This window comes from Variovorax glacialis, from assembly GCF_051216375.1.
GTDB lineage: Bacteria > Pseudomonadota > Gammaproteobacteria > Burkholderiales > Burkholderiaceae_C > Variovorax.
Genome location: NZ_JBPJZT010000026.1, coordinates 1 through 17,604, shown reverse-complemented (window position 1 = coordinate 17,604; position 17,604 = coordinate 1). Strand labels below are relative to the sequence as shown.

The 17,604-nt window shown below is 62.7% G+C and carries 16 protein-coding genes and 3 pseudogenes; 12 read left to right on the top strand and 7 right to left on the bottom strand.

The genetic code is table 11. From position 1 onward, the window contains the following. Positions 1-438: 438 nt before the first annotated feature. From ACSFBL_RS32995 to ACSFBL_RS32985, 3 genes are all read right to left on the bottom strand, one after another. Positions 439-813 carry a hypothetical protein gene (locus tag ACSFBL_RS32995; RefSeq protein ID WP_435520034.1) on the bottom strand — a complete coding sequence of 125 codons (375 nt, stop codon included), beginning with the start codon at positions 811-813 and terminating at the stop codon, positions 439-441. A gap of 74 nt (positions 814-887) precedes the next feature. Further along, positions 888-1,619, bottom strand: a complete 732-nt coding sequence (locus ACSFBL_RS32990) for an epoxide hydrolase N-terminal domain-containing protein (RefSeq protein ID WP_435520033.1) — start codon at positions 1,617-1,619, stop codon at positions 888-890. A 232-nt stretch (positions 1,620-1,851) separates the two neighbouring features. Beyond that, positions 1,852-2,391: a hypothetical protein gene (locus ACSFBL_RS32985; protein ID WP_435520032.1), complete on the bottom strand. Its 540-nt coding sequence runs from the start codon at positions 2,389-2,391 to the stop codon at positions 1,852-1,854. A gap of 299 nt (positions 2,392-2,690) precedes the next feature. Between ACSFBL_RS32985 and ACSFBL_RS32980 the strand changes: the two genes are divergently transcribed. From ACSFBL_RS32980 to ACSFBL_RS32970, 3 genes and pseudogenes are all read left to right on the top strand, one after another. Next, a complete protein-coding gene (locus tag ACSFBL_RS32980) occupies positions 2,691-2,969 on the top strand; it encodes a hypothetical protein (protein ID WP_435520031.1) in 279 nt (92 codons plus the stop codon). A 146-nt stretch (positions 2,970-3,115) separates the two neighbouring features. Next, on the top strand, positions 3,116-3,334 hold the full coding sequence (locus tag ACSFBL_RS32975; RefSeq protein ID WP_435520030.1) for a hypothetical protein: 219 nt from the start codon (positions 3,116-3,118) through the stop codon (positions 3,332-3,334). Beyond that, positions 3,286-3,390 (top strand): annotated as a pseudogene (locus ACSFBL_RS32970) (DDE-type integrase/transposase/recombinase); the annotation flags it as partial. The gene ACSFBL_RS32975 and the pseudogene ACSFBL_RS32970, both read left to right, overlap by 49 nt. A 28-nt stretch (positions 3,391-3,418) precedes the next feature. Here the strand turns inward: ACSFBL_RS32970 and ACSFBL_RS32965 are convergent. Beyond that, a pseudogene (locus tag ACSFBL_RS32965) lies at positions 3,419-3,516 on the bottom strand (IS6 family transposase); the annotation flags it as partial. Between the two features lie 275 nt (positions 3,517-3,791). Beyond that, a complete protein-coding gene (locus ACSFBL_RS32960) occupies positions 3,792-5,279 on the bottom strand; it encodes a phospholipase D family protein (protein ID WP_435520029.1) in 1,488 nt (495 codons plus the stop codon). 590 nt (positions 5,280-5,869) lie between these two features. On the opposite strand from ACSFBL_RS32960, the pseudogene ACSFBL_RS32955 reads away from it, so the two are divergent. Beyond that, positions 5,870-6,490: pseudogene (locus ACSFBL_RS32955) on the top strand (IS6 family transposase). A gap of 245 nt (positions 6,491-6,735) precedes the next feature. Here the strand turns inward: ACSFBL_RS32955 and ACSFBL_RS32950 are convergent. Continuing rightward, positions 6,736-8,223 (bottom strand): MFS transporter, encoded by a 1,488-nt coding sequence (locus tag ACSFBL_RS32950; protein WP_435520028.1) that lies wholly within the window; start codon positions 8,221-8,223, stop codon positions 6,736-6,738. A gap of 198 nt (positions 8,224-8,421) precedes the next feature. Between ACSFBL_RS32950 and ACSFBL_RS32945 the strand changes: the two genes are divergently transcribed. The 3 genes from ACSFBL_RS32945 to ACSFBL_RS32935 all read left to right on the top strand — a co-directional run bounded on the left by ACSFBL_RS32945 (position 8,422) and on the right by ACSFBL_RS32935 (position 10,120). After that, positions 8,422-9,147: a glycosyltransferase family 2 protein gene (locus ACSFBL_RS32945; protein ID WP_435520027.1), complete on the top strand. Its 726-nt coding sequence runs from the start codon at positions 8,422-8,424 to the stop codon at positions 9,145-9,147. 107 nt (positions 9,148-9,254) lie between these two features. Beyond that, positions 9,255-9,674, top strand: a complete 420-nt coding sequence (locus ACSFBL_RS32940; protein ID WP_435520026.1) for an alpha/beta fold hydrolase — start codon at positions 9,255-9,257, stop codon at positions 9,672-9,674. 2 nt (positions 9,675-9,676) lie between these two features. Continuing rightward, the gene (locus tag ACSFBL_RS32935) at positions 9,677-10,120 is read left to right on the top strand and encodes an alpha/beta fold hydrolase (RefSeq protein WP_435520025.1); all 444 of its coding nucleotides are present in this window, start codon (positions 9,677-9,679) and stop codon (positions 10,118-10,120) included. Between the two features lie 192 nt (positions 10,121-10,312). On the opposite strand, the gene ACSFBL_RS32930 is transcribed toward ACSFBL_RS32935, so the two are convergent. Then, on the bottom strand, positions 10,313-10,642 hold the full coding sequence (locus ACSFBL_RS32930; protein ID WP_435520024.1) for a hypothetical protein: 330 nt from the start codon (positions 10,640-10,642) through the stop codon (positions 10,313-10,315). A gap of 198 nt (positions 10,643-10,840) precedes the next feature. Here ACSFBL_RS32930 and ACSFBL_RS32925 point away from each other — a divergent pair, with 198 nt between their 5' ends. From ACSFBL_RS32925 to ACSFBL_RS32905, 5 genes are all read left to right on the top strand, one after another. Further along, entirely contained in the window at positions 10,841-12,799 is a 1,959-nt protein-coding gene (locus ACSFBL_RS32925; protein ID WP_435520023.1) for a hypothetical protein, read from the top strand. 611 nt (positions 12,800-13,410) lie between these two features. Next, positions 13,411-13,743 carry a transposase gene (locus ACSFBL_RS32920; RefSeq protein WP_435520022.1) on the top strand — a complete coding sequence of 111 codons (333 nt, stop codon included), beginning with the start codon at positions 13,411-13,413 and terminating at the stop codon, positions 13,741-13,743. 44 nt (positions 13,744-13,787) lie between these two features. Then, the gene (locus tag ACSFBL_RS32915; RefSeq protein ID WP_435520062.1) at positions 13,788-14,261 is read left to right on the top strand and encodes a hypothetical protein; all 474 of its coding nucleotides are present in this window, start codon (positions 13,788-13,790) and stop codon (positions 14,259-14,261) included. Beyond that, positions 14,182-14,523, top strand: a complete 342-nt coding sequence (locus ACSFBL_RS32910; RefSeq protein ID WP_435520021.1) for a transposase — start codon at positions 14,182-14,184, stop codon at positions 14,521-14,523. Before ACSFBL_RS32915 ends, ACSFBL_RS32910 begins: the two co-directional genes overlap by 80 nt. A 323-nt stretch (positions 14,524-14,846) precedes the next feature. Beyond that, positions 14,847-16,886: a hypothetical protein gene (locus ACSFBL_RS32905; RefSeq protein ID WP_435520020.1), complete on the top strand. Its 2,040-nt coding sequence runs from the start codon at positions 14,847-14,849 to the stop codon at positions 16,884-16,886. Positions 16,887-17,604 lie beyond the last annotated feature (718 nt).

Genomic DNA, 17,604 nt, shown 5'->3' with positions numbered 1-17,604 from the left:
CCGCACTTCGGCCGTCCCGCACCATGCGGAAGTGCCTGCGTCTGCGCTGGACGGTAAAGAGCGCCTCAATGCCTTCGTTGGCCGAGACGAGGGCGGTGGGTCGCCACAGAGTCGCCCCGCTTCTAGCGCTGCACGATGACCTGAAGCGTCATGCGCCGTGCACGTTCGTAGGCGGCGGGTATGACGCCACCCGGCCGCGCGACAACGCCCGCGGGAGGCTGTGTCGCGAATGGATCGCACCCTCCAATTGAAGCATTCAGCGCCGCAAGCCGCGACGGCGCGCTCTTCAAGACCAGCCTCAAGGCAACGCCACTGGTCGACATCGATGGACCAGGCCTCTGGAATTTCTACGTCCTCACCGGCATCCGAAAGTCCTGGGCATTCGAGCATTGCCACGCGACTCTGCCGCGTCGGCGGCGCGCGCACAATGAGTTGTCGTCACGCCCTTCGTTGTCTCCCGCTGTGGACGTGACGGCCCTGGTCCTTCGGTGAGAACTCATCGGAGGACCTTTTTTTGTCCCCTTCTTTGACCTCATTGAGTAGGTAAGCTTGAGGTAGGCGCGTTGCGTCCAAGGTCCTGGGTGCTTGGTAGATTGCGCCGGGGAAGACCGTCACCGCCACCGGAACCTTGATCTCGGTGGTGCGTTGAGTCGGCGAGCTGAAGTTGTTGTTGTTTTCCCAATACAGGCGCGCCGACGAGCTCGCGCTGTTGGTCAGCCAGTACAGGGTGACGTCGTCGAGAATCTCGTCCTTGGTCAGGCAGCGTTCGGCATTGCCCCCGCTGTAGGTCCATTGCGTGAGCTTGTCGAACATCCAGGCAGCGAGTCCAGTAGGAGAGTCAGACAGCCGTAGCCCACAGTCTGCGGCCGGGTCACCATCATGCTGTCTTAGGCCGCGTTCGTCTTGAAGAACGTGTTCAGCTGGTCGTACGCCGCCTTCTCCTTGGCGGAGAGGTTTGCCGGCGCCGGACCACCGGCATTGAGCGCCTTGGCCAAGTCCTTGGCCACGGTCGTCGGCATGTTCACGTGAATGCCCAGCAGCCCCGCAGGGCCTGGCGCCCCATCGCGTCCGCAGCCACCGATCCCCAGTCGCCGCCTTGGGCGACATTGTGCTTGTAGCCCAGTCGCTTCATCAGCACATCCCAGGCGCGGCCCATGCGATCGGGCCGGCCGGTGCCCGTCGGCCGCTCCGAGAACCCGTAGCCGGGCATCGAGGAAATCACCACATCGAAGGTCGATCGCGGTGGTGAACTTCGGCAGCGCGTTGAGCTTGCCCGCGACCTTGCGCCAGTCGTAGCTCGTGCCCCAGTTGCGCACCAGCTCCTGCAGCCTAACTTCGGGCACGCCCTGCAACTGGTCGACGACGGTCTCCTTGCAAGGCCAGCGCGTTGCGTTGACGCGCCTGCGGAGCTCGACGAGGACGTCGTCGGGGACCTCGGTATCCCACCTCTGGAAGACCGCTTCCGAACCGGCCTCGTCCAGCAATTTTGCCAGGGCGAAGGCGTAGCACTCAGCGGTGTCTGAGTTCAAGCCAGAGGCGAGGACCTGGCCACCATTTCGGTTTTGCCATTGGCAATAGACGGATAGGGCGATGCCCTCGGGCGCTTGCTCGTCCCTCAAAGCTACGATCTGGTAGCGTTTGCGCAGCGCCCCATTAATGAGGCCCGCGGAGGGCAGATCGGCCGCGTGCCCAGGGGCAAGGGCAGCGTTTGATCGTGCTTCGAGCTGGACGCAGCCGCACTTACACGCTTAATGAAGTGGAGCTCGATCTTGGCTTGTCGGATTCAGTTCGACGCCAGCGCGAAGAAGGACCTGGGGGGCAGGTGTAAGGGGGACCTGCTACTAGAAAAAATCAGCGGTAAATGTGCTCGCCGCGGTTCTGCTTCCATTGCTCTTCGAAATGGGCAGCGTCGTCATCATTTTTTGCACGCACACCCATCAGGATGCCGCCCTTTTGGATGCCACTTTCATAGTCCTTCACACGTTCTTCGGGGATGTTCCATCCGATCAGCGCGCCGATCAGGCCACCGCTCGCGGCGCCGGCACCGGCACCGGCAGCCGCCGCTGCCAGGGGCCCAGCGATGACCAGGCCGAGTCCGGGCAGCACGAGGTTCGTACCAAGGGCAGCGATTGCTGCGATCGTCGCCCCAACGGTGCCTCCGATCGCGCCGCCAACGCCAGCCCCTTTGGCAGCTTTGTTCCCCAGCTCCGTCTCAACGCCGGCATTATCGGAAAAGTGACGGGTTCGGGTTTCATCCGACATCACCAGATTGACGTCGTCTTTCGAGTAGCCGCGCGCCTGCGTGGCGTCATAGGCGCTCTCTGCGCTGGAACGATCGGGGAAAAGGCCGGTAACGAGCCGGCCGGAATCTGTGGAGGTCGTGGGGTTCATGATGAATCCTTCAAGGTTGGCCAGTGCGACCGGGGGGCTGCACTGATGTTGAGCGCGTCGTAGTGCACGCGCCCAACATTCTTGGGCTTAAAACGGCGGGGGGCCGTGGAGGTTGAGCCATCTCGATGTAGGCGCACGGCTCTTGCTGACGCTCTCTGCTGAGACGAGGACACCCGCGAGATTCGTTTCAAAAGCGTTCGGCGAAGTGGGTCCCCGCCTACGGCGTTTCAGGCCTGTCCCCGATTGCTGATTGAATTTGCGCCGCCAACCTGAATTTTTCAAATTTCAGGAGACGCGCTATGAAAGTTTTCACAACAACGCTTTTCGGCATCGGCATGGTTCTGTCGGTAGGAGGCAGCGCCTCCGCTCAAGACGCGATGAAAAAGGACAGCAAGGACAGCGGCAGCACCATGGTCATGACCATGCAACAGTGCAAGGAGCACATGGCAATGTCTCCGGCCGGCGCGAAAAAGGACGACGCTCAGATGAAGAAGGATGCCATGTGCTCCGACTTGTTGAAGAAGGACGGTGCCGCCATGACGAAGAGCGGAACCGCTGGCGAGCCGCTGAAGAAATAGGCGCCCCTGCCCCTGGCTGTTCAGGGGGTTCTGGTGCGAATCACGTCGCGCGTAGGCTGTGGCCTTTGAACTGAAGGCGAACCAATGGCGCGGAGGCTTCAAAGCATGGACGAGCTTAAGGGCCGGCACTTCGAGCGTAGGTCATCGTGCTGTGCGTCGCTCGTACCTGCGGTTCAAGCTGGGCCTTCGCGACCTCGGCCGAGCGTGGCCTGACCTTGGCCCAAATGACGATCATGCCCGCGGTCCAGCGTTTTGTGCCCAAGTTCAAGAAATGCTGGAATCGCTCCGCCGGCAAGGCGGTCGATCTGGCGCGTAACTCTATCGTGTTGTCGGTCAAGAAGGCCAAACAGTTGACTTTCGCCTGAGCGCCAACCGCAATGGGAAGGCGGCCAAGGCGTTCTTTCGCAAGGCGCTAAAGACTCAAGGTCGACCTCCGGTGAGCATCACGCGTCCTGCTCGACCATGTTGTTCAAGGAGCGCGGCGATCGCAGCCGATTGTCACTGGCAACTCCCGCACCGCGCGATGCGACGCGGCGTAGCCGTCGAGTCGATAGAGGCGTGAAGTCGCGCATCAACCCCATGCTTGGCTTCAAAGTCTTCAATCGCGGCCGTGACGAGCGCCGACGTCGAACTGCATCGCATGCGAAGGCGAGTTCAATCTTGGTCGGCTGCATACTGCGGGCCAAGCCGCGCCCGCGATCTGGAACGCGGTGCTTTCAACTTGACCGCGTAACACGCTCACAAAGCCGCTCGGCCGCGCGGAAATTTTGCACCAGAGCCCCCGGAAGACCAGAGCCAAGTTCGGGTGCGAACCCACCTCACTCAGAGCCAATTTTGCGGCAGCAGCGCACCGAGAACGCGCGCAAGCAGCTTGCGCAAGACGCCGACCTCCGGCTCCTGGTCCAGGACGATCTCCGCTTCGCCGCCGCCAAGCACCCAGCGAAGTTCGCCGTCGGGACCGAGGCGAAGTCGGTAGGTGCTAGATTCGAAATCCATCATGGACAAGAAGTCGCGGGCCAGCTCCGGGCTGTCAATCAGCACACCGAGTTCGGTGTTGTAGCGCTCCGAGCGCCCGTCAAGGTTCATCGAGCCGACGAACAGACGGGCCTGGTCAATCACAATCACCTTGGCATGCAGCACACCGGTGCTCTCGCCAAAGCGGCCGAGTCGCCCTCGTTCACGCGCGAGCGACGGACTGAGTTCGTAAACCTCGGCGCCGATCGTCACCATCTCCTTGCGATAGGCCATGTAGCCGGCGTGGACGGCCGGTTCATCGGTGGCGGCCAACGAGTTTGTGAGGAGCCGCAGACGGACGCCGCGCCGACTGTTTTCCTCGGTCACGCGCATGCCGACTTCACCCGGAACGAAATAGGGAGAGACGACAAAGACTTCGCTGCGCGCATTACCCATAGCCTCACCAGCACCGGCTCGAACCGTGCCGGCGCGGTCGTCGACGCGCGCTCCGGCAAGCTTGTCGACCGGGTCAGCCAGCACTTTCGCCGGCACGGCCTGCAGGCTCAATTTGCGGGTACGCAACTCCTTTGGAACGGTGGCGTATTGCGCAAGGCGCGCGGGCACGCCCAGATCGGGCGGCGGTTCTTGAACCACTGCCAGTCGGGCGTCAAAGCGCAGCCGGCGCTCGGCCAGCGTCGACTCGGGCCGCACGATCAGGTCGATAGGCCAAGCATGCTCACTGTTCCAGTAGTCGTCGAAGGAGGCCGAGAGATCGCGCACCACCTGGCCGGCCGCGAGCAGATCGAGGTCGACGAAGTTGCCGCCGCTGGCCGCCCGCATGAAGTACTCATCGCCGATGTTGCGCCCGCCAAAGACGGCAATGGCGTTGTCTGCGGCGAAGAGCTTGTTGTGCATGCGGTGGTTGACGCGCGACAGTTGGTCGAGCGAGCTGAACAGCTTGCTGCCACGCGAGCCGCGTGCGCGCACGAAAGGATTAATTAGGCGCACCTCAACCCGATCAAAAGCGGCGAAATCGCTCAACATTGGCTCGGCCGAGTCGCTGTGCAGGTCGTCGATCAAGAGCCGAACCCGCACGCCCCGTGCGGCCGCGTCGCGCAAGGCGCCCAGCAGGTACGCGCCCGTTCGATCCCCGTTGAAGACGAAGCTCTGCACATCCAGCGTGCGCTGTGCCTGTCGCGCAAGCTCGATGCGGGTTTCATACGCCGCTGCGGCCAGGGGCAGCAACCTGAACCCCGAGCTCGAAGGATCGGGCAGCGCTTCGGCGGCGATCCTTGCGAGCGGCGTACCAGCTCCGTTGGCAATCGCGTGGCTCGCGGGCGGCATCTCCTCAGGCATGCGCGTAGGCAAGTCCGCGCATGCTGCGAGCGACAACACTACAGCGACAAGCAACAGCCTCGCCCGGGGATTTGGAGGCGGATCAGCGTGGAAGGTCTTCATGGGAACAGCAGCGTGCGGCGCCGCGCTACTTGGATGCTAGCCCTCCAAGGACGCGTTGTAGCCTGCCCATGCGGGCAGTAGGCGCGAATTCGCACAACGCCTCAGCCTCGCCGATCAGGAGTCGCATTCTGAAGAAGCGGCAGAAGCGCTGGTACGACAATGGCGCTCACTGCTCGCGCAGGTCACCGGGCAATTGCTCAACGACGAGGGGCGACCACGGATTGCTCCTAAACTGACGAAACGTTGAGCACCCAAGGGGATCATCGCCGCTTTGCGGACGTTAGGCTTCGTACTTGAACGTCGGGGAAACCTTGTCGCGGTAGGGGATGACCGTGCCGCCTTCGATCTTCATGTCGACTTGCAGACTTCGGCGACGCGCAGATCGCGCAGTGACCTGGCAGCGGCTCTCGACGGCACTTTTCGCGGTTCTGTCGCAGCAAACCGGTGCTGGTAAGCTGATGGGAGACTGAGGACGGGACGAAGACGCGATCGATGCGCTGCGTAAGGTGATCAAACTGAAGCACTACCCGTTGGAAGTGATGCTCACCTGCGTGCGCAGGTAGGCAGCCTACCCCCTGAGCCTGCGGCATATTGATGGAAATGATGCAGGAGCGCGGTGTCTGCGTCGATCACGCCACGGTTCATCGGTGGTCGATCAAGATCCTGCCGGTGATGGCCGCGGCGTTTCGGCGACGCAAGCGACCGGCGGGGATGAGCTGGCGTATGGACGAAACCTACATCAAGGTCGCGGGCCAATGGAAGTCTCTGTATCGTGCGGTCGACCGTGAGGGTCGCACCATCGATTTTCTTCTGCGTGGCAAGCGAGATCTGGCAGCTGCTCGGCAATTTCTGGAGCGAGCCATTGGTCTGCACGGTGTCCAGAAAAGATCACCATTGACAAGAGCGGCGCCAACACGGCTGCAATCCAGAGCATCTTCGAAGACGCTGGGGCAGACATTGAGCTGCGTCAGAGCAAATACTTGAGCAACATCGTGGAGCAGGACCACCGGGCCATCAAGCGCATCGTGCGGCCGATGCTCGGATTCAAGTCCTTTCGCACGCGCATTCTCATTGCCGCTCATAAGATCATGCACTGTAACAGGCGGTGAACGCTCCCGCAGTCACGGCAAGACTGGCGTCTCTCGGCATCTCGCAAAGTTACGCGACATCTGAGCAGGCCACGGCCGAGATGCGAGCGGAGTTGCAGCGGGTGGGGGACATGGCGTGGTGTCGATGAAGAGCGCCGGCTCTCAGGTAATTATCAGGCGCGCCGTCCGACGAGTACAGCGTTCGGCCAGCGCCCTTTTATTCCCGCTCTGAACGGCGAGGGTGTACGGGGCATTGGCTAATTTATCTAACGCACATCCCTGCGCGCAAGCCGACTGTCCCGGCGCCACTGGGAAATCTTGGCGAATGAAAACACGCCTCCCAGCACTCCTCCCAACGACGACAGATGGTTGACTGTGCGCAGCGCTTCCAGGGCAAGTTCCTGGATAACCACCCTCTCGCTGATCTCGTGGCCCTCCTGCACGCGAGACAGGGCGTGCATCACGTAAAGGCCCATCACGGCGGACACTGCGAACAAAAACTCCCAATGCGCAAATCCCAGCAGGGCGACTTCGTTGGTGCGCGACGGCGACATCCAGCGCAGCACGACCGTGAGTTCGCTGGCGCTAAACAATTGTGCGATCGCGCCGCCTGCGATGGGCGCGATGCCTCCGGCTAGAGCGGACACCAAGCCTATCACCGCCAGATAAGAGGTGCCTTTGTGCTGGGGCGCCAGCTTAAGTCCCAGATTCCCGATGGCAAGACTGATACCACCGGAGGCGAGCCCCATCAAAATGTGCAATAGGTACAGCAGGAGCAATTCGAAGCGGGCTGAACTTCCAAGGTTGGCGAACACTAGGCCCAGCGTGCCGACGAAGAAGGCGGGCAACGCGACCGCGAGGATGGCCTTGTTCGACAACCGATCTGACAACTTGCCCCAAAGATAAAGCGCGACCGCGTTGGCGAGCTGGCTCGTAACCCACAAGGCGGTGACAGTGCTCAGGCCGTAGCCAAGTTGCTGCAGCAGATAGACGGTTAGAAAGGGCGCCACCAAATTACTCGCCAGGTTCCAGCTACCAATGACAAACAGAAGGCTCCGAAAATTCAGGTCCCGCAGGGGCTCGCCAAGCATTGTTCTCAGCGGGATCAGTGGAGCGCTCAAGGGCATTACCGGCTCCGGCGTGCGCGCTAGAAAGCATGAACTGACCAAGCCAGCGAGCCCTGCACCAGCGAACGCCACCGCATAGGCATAGTTAGCGTCATTCCAAGGTGGATGGTCCACCAGGAAGCCTACAGCCAGTGTGCTGAGGCAGGCCATCAAGCTCGCAGCGAATAGACGTTTTCCGAAAAACTTTCCCAGGCTATGCACAGGCAGAAGTTGGTGAAACCAAGAATTGACTGAGCAAGCGGTGACCGCTCCCAACAAGCCGATCAAGAGTTGCGCGCCGACCAGCACTGCCAACCTGGAACCCGCCGGAGCGAAAGGCAAAAACGCTAGCAGGAGGATTATCAGCCGCGCGCTCGTGAGCGCCGTCACACTGATTCTTTTGCGTTGCCGCAGCCACTCCACCAGAAATATCGTGGGCAGCTGCGCCGCCTGAGCCGCGAAGGGGATGGCGGCAAGCAAGCCGATCGTGATCGGGCCGGCACCAATGCTGAGCGCAAACGCAACCAGTACCACCCCGCCGGACCACGCACCGGTCACACTTCCCCACGCGGCATCCCAGACGAGGGAGCGCTTGCCGGCCTCCAGTTCTGCCGGCGAAACTTCTGATTGGGGGCTGAGATTGATCATGCCTTGGTCCCTCGTTGCAGGGTATCCGTACCGAGCGCGCGACACCATCCCATTGGTCGATTGGTCCGCTTTGTTACGACCGAGGAACGACCCAGGTGAATTGGCGTGCCGCCTACAAGAAGGAAGCGCGCATGACCACGTCGGCATCCCAAGGGCCGGCTAGTTTCGTCTCTTCTTCAGTTCAAGAAGAGAAATAACATGTTGGGTATCGTCATACCTGCGCACAACGAGGAGCGCTTGATCCGGGACTCGGTGCACGCGGCGACCGAGGCGGCAAGACATCCAGATCTGAAGGGAGAGCGGGTCGACGTGCTGGTCGTTTTAGACAGTTGCACCGACGCCACCGGCGTCCTGGCCGCGCAGGCCGGCGCGCGCACCGTCAGCGTCAAGGTGCGCAATGTCGGGGCTGCGCGCGCAGTGGGTGCCGAGGCGCTGCTTGCGCATGGTGCGCGATGGCTTGCCTTCACGGATGCCGATACGCTGGTCTCCAGCTCGTGGCTGATCGAGCAGCTGGCGCAGAAAGCCGATGCCGTCTGTGGATCGGTCGGTGTCAATGACTGGTCGCCGCACGGTGTTCATGCCGATCTGCTGCGCGCGCATTTCCTCGAAACCTACGCCGACCGCGATGGGCATCAGCATGTCCACGGGGCCAACCTTGGCGTTTCGGCAGAGGCTTACCGCCGCGCCGGAGGCTTCAAGCATCTGGCGTGCAGCGAGGATGTCGCGTTCGTCGCCGCCCTCCAAGCCACGGGTGCACGCATCGCCTGGAGCGCTGCGCCGCGCGTAGTGACCAGCGCCCGTCGCGAAGCGCGCGCCGTCGGCGGCTTCGCCGATGCACTTCTGAGTGCGATCGCCGCACGGCTGCAAGGCGTGCCGGAACTTTGCGTATCGCCGGCCGCCTCCATCCTGAGCAAGGCTGCATGAGATATCGATGATCGCAAGCCCGAGTTGTCGCTCAACGGTTTGAAGATTCTTGAGGCCGTCGGACCTTCTTTGCCATGCAGCTTTTGTGGCCCGACTCGATCCTGGAAATGACGAAGGTCGTGGATCCGCTCACCAACCCGAGCGCGCACTCGGGCAAGGCCGAAGACGCGTTCGACGTCGTCATCCCGTCGATTCCCGGCTATGGTTTCTCGGGCAAGCCGCAAGGCAAAGGTTGGGATCCGGAGCACGTGGCGCGTGCGTGGGACGTGCTGATGAAGCGCCTGGGTTACCAAAACTACGTGGCGCAAGGCGGCGACTGGGGCGCGCCGATTTCAAGCGCGCTCGCGCGCCAGGCTCCGCAGGGTTTGCGCGGCATCCACCTCAACTTGCCCGCCGTGGTGCCGCCCGAAGCGAGTGCCGCACTGGCCACCGGTGCGCCGGCGCCCGCGGGGCTGTCGGACGAAGAACGCGCGGTGTTCGATGGCTGCGCGGCTTCTACACAAAGGGCGCCGCGGCCTACGGTGTGATCATGGGCGCACGGCCTCAGACACTCGGCTATGGCGTGACCGACTCGCCTGCAGGTCTGGCGGCCTGGCTGCTCGGCCACCCCGGCTTCGCGCAATGGAGCTTCGGGCGCGACCCGCAGCAGGCGCTCACGAAAGACGAGGTGCTGGACGACATCACACTGTACTGGCTCACCAACAGTGCGGTCTCGTCGTCGCGCCTGTATTGGGAGAACGCCGGGCGCAGCGCGATCGGCTCGGCCGCGCAGAAGACGACCGACATCAAGGTGCCGGTGGCCATTACCGTGTTTCCCGAAGACGTCTACCGCCCGCCGCAGAGTTGGGCACAGCGTGCCTACCCAACGCTGAGCTACTACCACCAGGTGGACAAGGGTGGCCACTTCGCGGCGTGGGAGCAACCCGAACTCTTCAGTGCCGAGTTGCGGGCGGCGTTTCACGCGCAGCGCTGATGGGCGACTCCGCCCAAGGTGATGCCCAGGCCAATTCAAGGCAACTGACGGTTCTGCTCCCCACCCATATATCCGGCGAGAGTGAAAGCCGGAAGCTGGTGATGACCATAAAATGCGGGGGAGTGTTTCATTCGCTCTTAGCGTGCTCGCGCAAGACGCCCGTCGACAGTCGTTGAAACGCACGCTCACCGGCTAGTCTTGGCTCAGAAGGTTCGCGCGTATCTGGTCGCCTGCCGTCTCATCTTCGCTGCCGTAGCCATCGCCGAGTGCCGCGCATTCAGCGACCACGCTCTCTGCGAAAGCCTGGACAACGGCGCAGCCGACAAAGGTTGAACTGTCCCTGATGATCATGCGCAGCATCGGCCTGGTTGTCGCGGTGGCTCGGATCCAGGCCGAGGTAGTTGCCGCGGCGCTCATGCACGAGCCATGCACGCCGATCGCGAAGGAGCGCAGATAGTTCTTTACGGCCGCATGCTTCCATCGCGGGCCCCAATCGGGCGTGCCTTGCCGCGTGTAGATCATCTCGATCGGACGCCCGCCCGTGACCATAACGGGTTGAGGATCTTGTCCTTAAAGAACACGTTGACCGAGAAGAGTTCTGGTATGAGTAGTTCTTGCGTGCGAGATTTGCAACCAGTCTGAGGAAACTTCGGCGAGACTGTTGCCCGCGACGTCACCTGCGCTTCAAGCTGACTTTGAACAACACCCGGGAGGCCCTTGATGCTTTCGCAATCACGATGGATAAGGTTCCTGGTCTTGAGCGTGTGCTGCGGCTTCACAATAGCGGGAGCGGATGCAGCGCCGACGCTGCAGACCGTGCAGATAGCTGGCTACGCACACATGAGGAGCGAGCCAGAGGGGCTGGAAGGGCAGCCGTCTGTCGCTTTTGTGCCGACCTTCACCAGCGTGCCCGATCTGCGGGATGAGCCTGCCGCTGCTGGTGCGTCAAAAGATGCCATCGCGCCAGGTACCTTCTCAAAAAGGGCGCGCGAACGTCTGATCAATCGCTCGATCGCGCGACGACGCGGGCGCGGTGAATCAATATTTGGCGAGGATGGGCCCCGTGAAGAGAGACGCTTGACTGGCTTCGATGGCCTGAGCTTTTCTGATCAGCAACTCGCCAACAATGGCAATCGGATTGCCTTCGAACCTCCCGACCAAGGCCTGTGCGTGGGCAACGGTTTTGTGCTCGAGTCCGTCAATGACGTGTCGCGCGTCTTTGATCGAGAAGGGCAGCCGCTGACGGGTGTAGTTGACCTGAACACCTTTCATGGCTACCCGCCACCCATCGATCACAACACCGGTCGATTCGGTCCCCAGTTGTCGGACCCGAGCTGCTATTACGACCCGCAGACAAGGCGCTTTTTTCATCTGGTGCACGCTGTTGATGTCGATCCTGCAACGGGCGTCCCGACTGGGCCCAATCACCTCGATCTAGCCGTCAGTTCGACCGCCGACCCGCGAGATGTATGGGTGATATATCGCATTGCCGTCCAGAACGATGGCACCGGCAGCACCCCTGCCAACGCGAATTGCCCCTGCGTCGGCGACTTCCCCCACATCGGCGCCGATCGATATGGCATTTACCTCACCACCAACGAGTTTACGTTGCGAGGAGATTTCAACGCGGCTCAGATCTACGCAGTATCAAAGCGGGAACTTGCCGACGGCGCATCGAATTTGTCCCTCGTGCACATCGATACGAAAGATCATCTGCTCGAGGGCCATCCAGGGTTCGCCCTTTGGCCCGCCGTCTCGCCAGCCGGCGACTTCGCCATTGCGAACCGCGGAACCGCATACTTCCTCAGTTCGGAGGCCGTGTTCAGTGAAACAGGCAATGCTGATCGCTTGCGCATATGGGCATTGGGCAACACCCGATCGCTTGAGACGTCCTCGCCGGATGTCACTCTTGTGCAGAGCACGGTCCAGGTCCGCAGCTATGGCGTGCCACCAGCGTCGACACAGAAAGCGGGACCCGCGCCGCTTGGGGAGTGCATCAACGATCGCACGCTCGCGACGCCGACGGGTGTTGGATGCTGGCGAAACTTGTTCGCCGACGCTGTGGAACCACCGCCCCAGGCTTTGCTGCCGGAATCAATGGACAGCGGCGACTCGCGCATGCAACAGGTTTTGTATATCGGGGGCAGGCTGTACGGGGCCCTTGGAACCGCGGTCAATGTGCAAGGCGAAGAACGGGCCGGCATTGCGTACTACGCGATCAGGCCCTTTGCACAGCACGGCTCGGTGATCGGCATTGTTGAGCATGAGGGCCAGATCGGCATGGCGCAGCATAGCTTGAGCTTTCCTGCGATCGCCGCGCTGCCAAGCGGTCGCGGGGTAATCGCGTTCACGCTGACGGGGACAGACCATTTCCCGTCAGCCGCCTACATCCACCTGGGCGCGAACGGTCACGAGGGGCACATCCGGCTCGCTGCGCGCGGTGGCGGACCCGAAGATGGCTTCTCGGGATACGAGGCATATCCGTCCGGAGCACGAAGCGCTCGATGGGGCGACTACGGTGCCGCCGCAGTGGATGGAGACGAAATCTGGTTTGCCTCGGAGTACATCGGGCAGACTTGCTCGCTCGCTGCCTACGTCGCCGCGCCCTTTGGCAGTTGCGGCGGCACGCGCACCGCCTTGGGGAATTGGGCGACGCGGATCAGTCGGATCAGACCGTGAGTTTTGCGGGTCTTCCGCACTTTGTGTGACGCCCAAGTCGGAGGGCTTGATTGCGTCTCCGGTCGACCTCATCTCTGGGCAACATGGCCAGTGGTATCGGTGTAACGATCGCGTTCTCGCTCGGGTGGGCAAGCGCGTCGTCGGCTGCATCAATCGGGGAGGGTATCTGGTGGTGCAGGCGCGCAGTACCGTGCGCGCCGCACCATGTCCGACCTGCCGGTGCGGAGCGGTCGTCTGCACGAAAGCTACTGTCGCCAGCTCGCGGAGCGCCCCGTCCTTGACGAGCAGGTTGTGCTCTCTGTCGAAACGCGGCGCTTCAAGTGCCTGAAGGCGGACTGTCCGCGTCGAACATTCGCCGAGGATATCCACGCGTTGGCTTGCCGGCATCAACGTCGCACCCGATCACATGCTCGGGCCTTGCATGTACTGGGTCATGCCCTGGGTGGCGAGGCGGCCACGCGGCTCGCCGCCGAGTTGGGCCTGAGCGCCAGTGCTGGCACCGTGTTGCGGGAGCTGCGCCGATCGGCTGTGACCCGACGCAAGCACCTCCCTCGAATCGTGGGCATCGACGACTGGGCGATGCCAAGGGTCATCACTACGGGACCATCGTCGTGGATCTGGAGCGGCGCGAGCCGATCGAGGTATTCGCCGGCCGTGAGGCGACTGCAGTGGCGGCCTGGATGCGCGCCAATCCATCAATTCGGGTCGTCGCCCGGGATCGGGCCGGGGCCTACTCCGAGGCTGCAGACATTGCACTCCCGGCAGCCACCCATGTCTCTGACCGCTGGCACCTGCTGAGCAATCTGCGCGACAACGTCGAAAGAATGCTGCATCGACTGGGGCCGCGACTGCGCCACGGCGCGCAGCAGGTCCCCGTTGGCGGTGTGGACTGGGGCGCCCGGGATTGCCGCGAGGCCCTGTACTTCGCGGATGGCAGCGCCTGAGCGATGACCGGCGTGCCGCACGCCTGGCGTTGTACGAGAAGGTGATGGCGCTGCGCGCCCAGGGCGGCACCGTGAAGGGCATCGCGCGCGAGCTGTCGATCGACTATCGAACAGTGCGCAAGTTCGTCACCAGTAGCGCTTTTCCGGAGCGCGCACCCAGGGCGCGAGGTCCAACGCCGTTGGATGCCCACCAGCGCTATATCGAGGAGCGGATTGCCCAAGGCTGTCACTGTCCGAGCCGGATCTGGCAGGAGGTCCGGCAGCGCGGCTATACCGGCTGTCGCGCCACTGTGCACGGCTGCGTCGCGCGGCTACTGTCTCCTCAGGGGAAGCCCACGTCCGCCCACGCTCCTGTGCGCACCTTGCCCTGTCCGTCGGCTCGGCGCGCGTTCGGCTGGCTGGTGGGATGGAAAAAGCTTGCAGTCAACGGGCCCAAGCATGTCGACCACGAGCGGTTCGTGCAGGCGCTGTGCAAGATCGAACCGGTGGGTCGCCGAGGTCCGCAGCCTTGCGCGTGAGTTCCTCGGACTCATGCACCGGCGGCGTCTTCGGGAGTTCGATCGTTGGCTCGAGCGTTTGTCGAAGTACGGCGCGCCCGAGATGCGAAGTTTCGCGAAGAGCTTGCGCGACGACCTGGCAGCCGTGCGGGCGGCCTTCATGCTGCCATGGAGCGACGGCCAGACGAAGGGGCATGTCAACCGCTTGAAGTACCTCAAACGCCAGATGTACGGGCGAGCAAGCATCGAGTTGCTACGGCTGCGAGTTTTGCGCCCGAACTGACGCAGGAACGCACGCATCAAAGTCGCCGTCGACCGCAGCCGATTTCAGTCGCGCGCGGCAGGTCGCGCTTTTTCTCGCTCCGCCATTTGCGGGAAATTGGTCACCGTTTAAGACGAATGTAAGGCGGGTCGCTCGGTAATTAACACCGCGAAAGGAATTGCAAGGGAACTTGCCCCGTAGGACCCCTCGCACTTTAAATCCAGCATCTTTTAATATTTGAGGCCTTTTGTTTGAAAACCGTAGATAAAAATTTGCTTTTGCTTGTTATTGCATCAAGCACGCTGGCTGGCTGCGGGGGCGGTGGCTCAGGGAATGGCGGCGGTTTGGGCATTGCGCCCAGCGCGGCGACCAAGGCGGCCGGCACCCAAAAGGTCACTCAGTTGGCCGTCGAAGGCGAAGTCTTCACCGTCTCGACTGACACGATGGTTCGCTTCGGCAGCGGCACCAACTGGGTCAGCCGCTCGGTGCCGCCAAACATGGCGACGATGTGTCATCAGGACGTCTTCGGAGATCCTGGCGTACCGGCCCCGCGCGTCTGCGAAACGGGCACAGAAGACGCGGCCGTTGTCGACGGGGCCGTCGGGCCCAGCCAGCAGAACGGGAGCATGGCCGCTCAGCTCAGTAAGGAGGCGGGCATCGACTATCGCTTCGGTCCCAGCGCCGCGGCCTATGGCGTCGCCGACGCCGGGTTGCCACTGCTGTACAAGCGTGCCGACACGAGACTGACATCGCCTGACTACCAGTTCTTCTGGCAAGTGGGCGGCCCGCCGTCGGGCAACGCGGGCGCCTATTCGACCAACCAGGCCAACGCGCTGTTCGTACCGGACAACCCGGGCGCAGCCGCCGGCAAGGGCGGTATCGGTGTCACTGACTTCCAGGTCACCGGCTACATGTACAACGTCTTCGCGCAATCGCCCCAGCTGAGCTGGACGGTGACGGCGGCGAACGGCGGCGGACTCGACAGTCTCAACGCCATGGCCTACAAGGCCGCGGGCACGATCAGCAGCGATCCGGTCGCGATGGCGCGCTGCGCCGGCCGTCCGGGCTTCTGTGCGCAGGCGCTGGTCGCGTTCCAGAACGGCGTGATCGGCACCGTCGGGAGCAACACCGCGAGCAACGACACGACCGTCAAGCTCCCCGCCAACAAGGTGCCGACCGGCATCGCCATGACCAACGACAGCGAATTCGCGCTAGTCACCGTCTGGGACACCAGCGCTTCGATGGGTCAGGTCGCGGTGATCGCGCTGGCCGGCCTGTGCGATGGCTGCGATCCGTACAACAACGGCACCAACGGCAAGCGCGCGTACTACGACTGGTGGCACGAATGGATGGGCACCTACCCGGGCCTGCCCAACATGGGCAACATCGCCTTCATGAAGATCCTCGGCTACGTCGACCTGCCCGGCATGACGGCGCCGACCGATATCGCCGTCACGACCGGCATGGACCAGTTCGGGACCGTCCAGGTCGGCGGCAACTTCATGGGCCTGGACAACAGCCCGCTTTCCAACAATTGGCAGAAGTTCGCCAGCGGTGGTGAAAACTACGGCCGCTACGCCAAGGGTGGCGTCGCCGTGGTGACCTCCAAGTCGGAACAGAAGGCCGCCTTCATCGACCTAAAGCCGCTGTTCAGCTACTTCAACGGCACGTACTTCAGCTCGAACGTGAGCAGCACCGGCAACCTGGGCCAAGCGGACGGCCAATGGCCGTACACCTTCACGCAGCAGCCTTCGCAGGCACCCACGGTCATCAAGACCGTTGCCCTCGCTGCGCAGCCGACGGCGGTCAAGACCACGGTATCGGGCAACGCGCAGCGCGCGTGGATCGCCACGCAGGACGGCACGCTGCACATCTACAGCCTCGGCGGGTACGCGCCGGGCGGCGCGGTCGCTTTGCCCGCTGCCAGCGCCATTGCGGAAGTCGGCACCGTGGGCGGCATCGGCCGCAACCCGACCTCGCTCGCCACGTCCAAGGGCGAGCCGGGTGCGAGCATCGAGTCCATCAACCAGCAGGTCATCGTGGCGTCGCGCGGCGACCGGAAGATCTCCTGGGTGCGCTTTGCTGGGGACGGCAACAGCGGCAGCATCGTCCGGACCTTCCAGGATCAGCGCCTGAAGGACCCGGTCGCGGTCGAGGATTCGGACAACTTCGCCAACGCAGGCTATGTGCTGAGCGTCGCGGACTATGCGGACAAGTCGATCAAGAACTTCCGCTACGGGCCGGTGACCTTCTCCGAAGGCGGCGCCTGCCCGAAACCGAATGGTTGCCCGGTGACGTCGACCGGCGGCGTCCAGGTCGAATACGGTGGCAGCCTGGCATTGCCCGGCAAGCCGTTCCAGATCACGACGGCCAACGTGCCCTGAGCGCGGCGCCGCAAAGACGCCGAGCCCTCGTGACATAGGTGGACAACTATGGAGGACACCGGCCGCACTCTTGGTATGCAAGCGCTTCAGCGTTCCAGCTGGCCTGCCCAATGGAACGTCGCGAAGGTCTGCTATCAGGCAAGCCAAGAGGAGCGGCCGACCGGCAGCTCGAAGCTTTTAGAACCACATAGAGCATCGGCGCCCTGCGACCGGGTTTGCCGACGCTGACCACTGATTCAGCCAGAGCACTTTGCTAATCCCGCACCACCTCGGTCCCAAACGGTGCGAACTTGCTGCGACTATGCCCGCCCACACAGCGATCTTTTGCGGCGCAAGAGGAAACAATGAATCTTTACCCGAACGGGCAAGCCGATCCAGGCGGCCCGCTCGCTCCCGCCGAATGGACGATACATATTCGGACCGAAGGCCTTGCCTGCTACGTCGCCGACCTGAAGCGACAGGGTCAGGATACGTGCCGCTTGGCCCTTGCGGGGTTGATGTCCCGGGACGTGGTGTAAGTCTTCGATCACTCGCTGCACGGCAAGGCGCGTAGGGCGTAGCCCGAAGCGCCTTGCCGTGCAGCGGCCGCTCTCTTCGGGGCGGTCATCGTGAAGTCCGGATAAGTTTGAGGTGCGACCCACCAAACCTGTCCTCAAAGGAAATCACGATGACCAACCCAACTATGGCATTGGCCGAGCTCGCTGAGAAGGGAGCCGAT